Annotated in this window: 3 protein-coding genes and 1 pseudogene; all 4 read right to left on the reverse strand. The window is 71.4% G+C overall.

Going from position 1 to position 5,160, the window contains the following annotated elements:
• Positions 1 to 50: 50 nt before the first annotated feature.
• Positions 51 to 692 (reverse strand): DUF742 domain-containing protein, encoded by a 642-nt coding sequence (locus ACZ7C5_RS37740; protein ID WP_401092832.1) that lies wholly within the window; start codon positions 690 to 692, stop codon positions 51 to 53.
• Between the two features lie 161 nt (positions 693 to 853).
• Positions 854 to 1,267: a roadblock/LC7 domain-containing protein gene (locus ACZ7C5_RS37745; protein WP_030248297.1), complete on the reverse strand. Its 414-nt coding sequence runs from the start codon at positions 1,265 to 1,267 to the stop codon at positions 854 to 856.
• 10 nt (positions 1,268 to 1,277) lie between these two features.
• Positions 1,278 to 4,670, reverse strand: a complete 3,393-nt coding sequence (locus ACZ7C5_RS37750) for a nitrate- and nitrite sensing domain-containing protein (RefSeq protein WP_470324438.1) — start codon at positions 4,668 to 4,670, stop codon at positions 1,278 to 1,280.
• A gap of 402 nt (positions 4,671 to 5,072) precedes the next feature.
• Positions 5,073 to 5,160 (reverse strand): annotated as a pseudogene (locus ACZ7C5_RS37755) (ATP-binding protein); the annotation flags it as partial.

The following is a 5,160-nucleotide window of genomic DNA, read 5'->3' on the forward strand; positions in this document are numbered from 1 at the left end:
CCGCGACGACGATCTTCGCGGAGGTGGTGGCGCGGGTGGGGGCGGCCGCGTTAGAGCTTGCGAAGTCCACTGAGGACCCTTTCGAGCAGCGTGACGTCGGGCTGGTTTCCGGTTTCGCCGCCGGAAGCGGGCTGGTGGATGGCGACCAGGCCGGCCTCGGCGAGGTCGGCCACGAGGATGCGGGCCACTCCCAGGGGAAGGGAGAGCAGCGCCGACACCTCCGCGACGGATTTGACCTCCGTGCACAGCGTGCAGATCCGCTGGTGCTCGGGGAGCAGGGTGGCGAGGCGCTGCGGATCGACATCGGCGGAGACCAGGGCCTCCAGCGCGAGTTCGTAGCGCGGCCGGGTCCGGCCACCGGTCATCGCGAACGGGCGGATCAGCGGGCCCGAGTCGGCTTCGTCCTCGAACTCCTCGACGTAGCCGGGCTCCTCGGCGGGCCGGTAGCCGGGGGCCGGCTCGGGCGCCGGTGCCGGGTAGCCGGGTGCCGGGGCGCCGTACGAGGGCTCCCGGGAGTACTGGTCGTACTGGCCGTACTGCTCCTGGGTCCGGGGGTACGGGTGCTGGGGCTGCCCGTACTGGTGCCGGCCGTACTGCTGACCGTGGCCGACGCCGGGTGCTCCGAAGGCGTCATGGCCTGTGCCAGGGTACGGAAGACCGTACTGGCCGCTGCGGTCGTCGGGCGGTGTCACGGTTCCTCTCCTCACAAGGTGCGGCGGTGCGGTGCGAGCTTCGGCGCAGGTCCGGAGCCGGTGGTGCGAAGGCCGTACGACGTCCGAACCCGAGCCCGCCGAAGCGGGCCCGGGAAGGACGCGGAGGTGCTTCGAATACCTGGACGGTATCCGACGAACCGTCAGTGCAGGAGACTGCCCTGGAGTTCGGCGCGGAGAGCGGGGGTGAGGACGGCGCCGGCGCGGTCGACGAGCAGGGCCATCTCGTAGCCGACGAGGCCGATGTCGGAGTCCGGGGCGGCCAGGACGGCGAGGGCCGAGCCGTCGCTGACGGCCATCAGGAACAGGAAGCCCCGCTCCATCTCGACCACGGTCTGGTTGACCTCGCCGCCCTCGAAGATCCGGCTCGCACCGGAGGTGAGGGAGGTGAGGCCGGAGGCGACGGCGGCGAGCTGGTCGGCGCGGTCCCGGGGGAACCCCTCGGACATGCACAGCAGGAGGCCGTCCGCGGAGACCACCACGGTGTGGGACACCCCGGGGGTGTTGTCCACGAAATTGGTGATCAGCCAGTTCAGGTTCTGTGCGGCCTGGCTCATCTGAGTCAACTCAACGCTCCTGGTGGTTCGAGCCGCCGAAGAGATCGGTGCTCCGGTTCTGTCCGTTGCCGGACTGGTCTGCCTGATCGGGGTCGATCCGGAAGCTTCCGGTGTTGCCGGCACTGCGACCCTGCTCCACGCCGCGTCGCAGGTTGGTGAGGCGGCCACGGACCTCCTCCGGGCTGCGGGAGACCTGCGGCCCGTCCTGCGGGGTGGACTTGGCGTTGCCCGGCACCAGGTTCTGCTTGGGCACGCGGCGCGGCAGACCGGAGTCGGTGGTGCCGCTGGAGGAGGGCTCGCGGAGCTGCTCGGCCCGCTGCCAGTCGCCGTCGTTCGGCGACTGCCAGGGGGAGCTGGCGGTCGGGCCGGTCGGGCCGTATCCGCCGAGTGAGGACACGTCGTGGCCGCGCTGGGCCGCGGGCGTCGTGTTGTCCCTGGCGCCGGCGAACCAGTTCGGGCTGTCGCCGGACGAACCGGCGCCGGCCGGAGCGGCGCTGGGGCCGCCGCTCGCCAGCTGCTCGCCGGGGCGGCGCTTGGGCAGCCCGGACGGCAGGGTGGTGTGCGGCTCGGCCGCGGGCAGTGCGGGCGGCTCAGGGGTGTAGGGGTGGCCGGCCGGGGCCTCCTCGGCCTGCCGGCCGTACTGGTCGGCGTACTCGTCCTGCTGGTAGCCGCCCTGGTCGTAGCCGTACCGGTCGTCGGCGTAGCCGCCGTCGGCCTGGTCCTGCCGGCCGTAGCCGGGCTGCTCGTAGCCCTGCGCGGCGTACTGGCCGTAGCCGTCCTGGCCGTACTCGTCCTGCTGGTAGCCGCCCTGGTCGTAGCCGTACCGGTCGTCGGCGTAGCCGCCGTCGGCCTGGTCCTGCCGGCCGTAGCCGGGCTGCTCGTAGCCCTGCGGGGCGTACTGGTCGTAGCCCTGCTGGTACTCCTCGTCGACCTCGGCGTCCACCACCGGCGCCTGCGGGGAGCTCTCCAGGGCCGCGCGGCGGACCTGGTCGAGGCGCTGCGAGCGCTGGACGGCCTCCAGGGCCGGGCTGAAGCCGGAGGCCCCGGCGGTGCCGGCACCGGTCAGGTGGTCGTCGAAGCCCAGCTCGGCCGCGCTGCGGGCGTGGGTGTCGGGCGCCCACTCGGCGGCCGGCGCCTGCTCGGCGAAGATCCGGGAGACGGTGAACTGCTCGTCCGGCTCCGGCGCCGCGTTCGACTGGGTGACGAACGGCGGGAGCATGACCAGCGAGGTGGTGCCGGCGGACTCGCCGGACGGGCGGAGCTGGACGCGGATGTCGTGCCGCTGGGAGAGCCGGCCGACCACGAACAGGCCCATCCGGCGGGAGATGGTGGCGTCCACCGTGGGCGGCTCGGCCAGCTTCTCGTTGATCTCGGCGAAGTCCTCGGCGGTGAGGCCGATGCCCTTGTCGTGGATCTCGACCAGCACCCGGCCGTCCGGCAGGCGGGTCGCGTTGACCAGCACCCGGGTCTGCGGGCTGGAGAACGAGGTGGCGTTCTCCAGCAGCTCGGCGAGCAGGTGGACGAGGTCGGTCACGGCGGCGCCGACGACGTCGACCTCCGGGATGCCGGAGAGCTCGACGCGCTCGTACTGCTCCACCTCGGAGGCGGCGGCGCGGAGCACGTCGACCAGCGGGACCGGGGTGTTCCAGCGGCGGCCGGCCTCCTCGCCCGCGAGGACGAGCAGGTTCTCACCGTTGCGGCGCATGCGGGTCGCGAGGTGGTCCAGCTTGAAGAGGTTCTCCAGCTGGTCCGGGTCCGCCTCGTTGTTCTCCAGGTCGGTGATCAGCGCCAGCTGGCGCTGGATCAGGCTCTGGCTGCGGCGCGACAGGTTGGTGAAGATCGCGTTGACGTTCCCTCGCAGCAGGGCCTGCTCGGCGGCGAGCGCCACGGCCTGCTGGTGGACCTGGTCGAACGCCCGGGCGACCTCGCCGATCTCGTCCTTGCCGTGCAGCGGGATCGGGCTCACCGAGGTGTCGACCCGGTCGGGGTCGGTCTTGGAGAGCTTCTCGACCAGGTCCGGCAGACGGTGGTCGGCGATCTCCAGGGCGGCGCTGCGCAGGGTGCGCATGCCGAGGATCATCGAGCGGGCGACGTAGCCGGTGAGCAGACCGGCCAGGATGAGCGCCGCGACGACGATGATCGTGTTGAGGATGGCGTCGTAGAGCGCGTTGTCCTTCAGGGCGCGGGAGTCGGTGAGGACCTCGTCCAGCAGCGCGACTTCGGTGTTCCGCAGGGCCTGGATGTGGGTGTTCGCGGCCTGGTTCCAGTTGTCCGGGGTCAGGCCGGCGTTCTTCGCCTCGGTGTACGCGGCGTCGGCGGCGGCCTTGCCCTTCTGCTGGCCCTCGGCGGCGGCCTGGCTGTACGAGGCGCCGAGCTGGAGCAGGCTCTGCATGGTGGGCGCCGAGCCGTTGGGCATCTTGTAGGCCGAACGCTCCTGGGCGGTGGCCAGGGCGACCTGCGCGGCCGCGTACTTGGCGGCGTCCTCGGGGGCGCTGCCGGTGTTGAACTCGTTGAGGGAGACCTGTTCCAGCTTCTCCGAGACCATGATCTGCTGGATGACGTCCTGGTTCTCGTACCGCGTGGTGGCGTTCTGCGAGATGCCGACCAGCAGGTTGAGCATCAGCGCGCGCTGGGTCGAGGCGGACGCCTTGGCCAGCGACATCGCGTAGATCGCGCGGCCCTTGCTGGTGGCGTTGGTGGAGCCCAGGCCGACCGAGTTGTCATAGGCCAGCAGCGGGCCGATCATCACCGAGTAGGCGTTGGCGGTGGCGCTGACGAACAGCTCGGCGCCGTACGCGTTGGCCCGCAGGTGCGGCAGGTCGACGACGGTGGTCTGGAAGGCCTCGTGGCGGCGGGGGAGCTCACCCGACTTGTCGGAGGCCGCGTAGGCGGCGTTGTACGCCTTCAGCGCCGCGTCGGTGTCACCGCGGCGCTTGGTCACCTCGTTGTTCGGGTCCTGCTTGGTGAGCAGGGGTATGAGCGTCTTGTCGCGCTCGTTCTCCAGCGCCTCGGCGAGTTCGGTCGCCGCCTTGGCCAGCTCCGCGGTCTTCTCGGCGCGGGAGGCCTTGATGTAGCCGTCGACCGAGGTGTTCACGCGGAGGCCGCCGAAGACGAGACTGATGATCACGGGGATCAGCAGGATCGCGATCAGGCGGGTCGGCACGCGCCAGTTGCGCGGGCGGAGGAAGTCGTACCGGGTGGAGCCGCCACCGTCGCCCGACGGGCCGCCGGTACGGGGCGCCGCGGTGACGGCCGGGGGCTCGGGAGCCGGGACGGCGGTCTGGGCGCGTTCCTCCGTGGGAGTGAACGCGGAGAACCCGGCCGGGGCCCCGGGGGTACCGTTCGGCTCGCTCTGGCGGGGCTCGGAGCGCCGCTGCGGGGCGGGTTGCTGCTTACGCCTCACTCGACAACTACCTCTCGGCCGACTGCCGGCCATGGATCAATCCAGCGCTACCCCCGGGCCCTGACCCGCGGCCGGAGGGACCGGCGCGGGAGACTTCCAGGGGTAGCTGGAATTTCAGCACGTGCAGGGATGAGGGACAAACAGCCGCTGTCGGGCGCCCGCCTCGGTACAATCTGGACATTCGCCGACATGACGGAGCAAAACCGTGGTCATCTGGCGCTGAGTGACGCCGATTCGCCACGTTGAGTCATTGTTGATCACGAAATGCCTACCGAACTGTTATCCGCTGCTTATACACGGGTCTTGCGCGGTGCCCCCGGAGGACATCGGCCGGTCAGCGTCGCGGCCCCGACGGCCCGTTGCAGGGGACGGTCCGCCGGGGTCCGGTGAGCTCCCCCGCGGTCACCGGAGTCGGGCGAGGAGGGCGTGTTCGACGAGGGTGATGAGGGCGCTTTTGGCGCTGTCGCGGCGGCGGGCGTCGAGGGTGACG

The sequence above is a fragment of the Kitasatospora sp. NPDC036993 genome, assembly GCF_055607525.1.

Excerpts from the sequence above, each read along its gene's own strand:
- ACZ7C5_RS37745 (WP_030248297.1), bottom strand. The coding sequence starts at position 1,267 with ATGAGCCAGGCCGCACAGAACCTGAACTGGCTGATCACCAATTTCGTG.